At 69.6% G+C, this 618-nt stretch carries 2 protein-coding genes; one reads left to right on the forward strand and one right to left on the reverse strand.

All coding sequences use genetic code 11. The annotated features are described in order from the left end of the window. On the forward strand, positions 1 to 181 hold a 181-nt coding region (locus KVT32_RS28315), incomplete at its 5' end, for a TonB-dependent receptor (RefSeq protein ID WP_217619230.1). An 84-nt stretch (positions 182 to 265) separates the two neighbouring features. Here KVT32_RS28315 and KVT32_RS28320 read toward each other — a convergent pair. Continuing rightward, the coding region (locus KVT32_RS28320; RefSeq protein WP_217619231.1) for an RsmE family RNA methyltransferase at positions 266 to 618 on the reverse strand (353 nt) is incomplete at its 5' end.

The following is a 618-nucleotide window of genomic DNA, read 5'->3' on the forward strand; positions in this document are numbered from 1 at the left end:
GTACAAGATCAACGAGAACCTGACCCTGCGTGCGGCGATCCTGAACCTGTTCGACAAGGAGCCGCCGTATGACGTCGCCACCTACGGCAACGCCAACGCCCAGACCTCGTACAACGCGTCGCTGCACCAGGCCGGCGCCATCGGCCGCTTCTACAGCCTGGGTGTGAACTACACGTTCTAAGCCCACGAAGCATCGCAAAAAGCCCCGCGCCAGGATCCCTGCCGCGGGGCTTTTCAATTTCTTCAATGCCGCTCAAGGCAAGGCCTACATCCCGCCCCAGATCCCCGCCAGCACCGCCATGGCCGCCAGCACGGCGGCCTCGGTGCGCAGCACGCGCGGACCGATGGACAGGGGCAGGGCGCCCGCGGCCAGCGCCGCGTCTTCCTCCTCGCGCGTGAAACCGCCCTCGGGGCCGACCAGCAGGGTCAGCGCCTGCGCGGGATTGGCCTGGGCCCAGCCGGCCAGCGACTGGGTGGCGCGCGGGCTGAGCAGGATGCGTTGGCCCTGCGCTTCCTGCGGCGCAGCCAGCCAGCGGTTGAGCTCGGCCACCGGCGCCAGCTGCGCCAGACGGTTGCGCCCGCACTGCTCGGACGCCGCGACGATCACGCCCTCCCAGT

This window comes from Achromobacter sp. GbtcB20 (assembly GCF_019091095.1).
GTDB classification, from domain to species: Bacteria; Pseudomonadota; Gammaproteobacteria; order Burkholderiales; family Burkholderiaceae_B; genus Achromobacter; species Achromobacter mucicolens.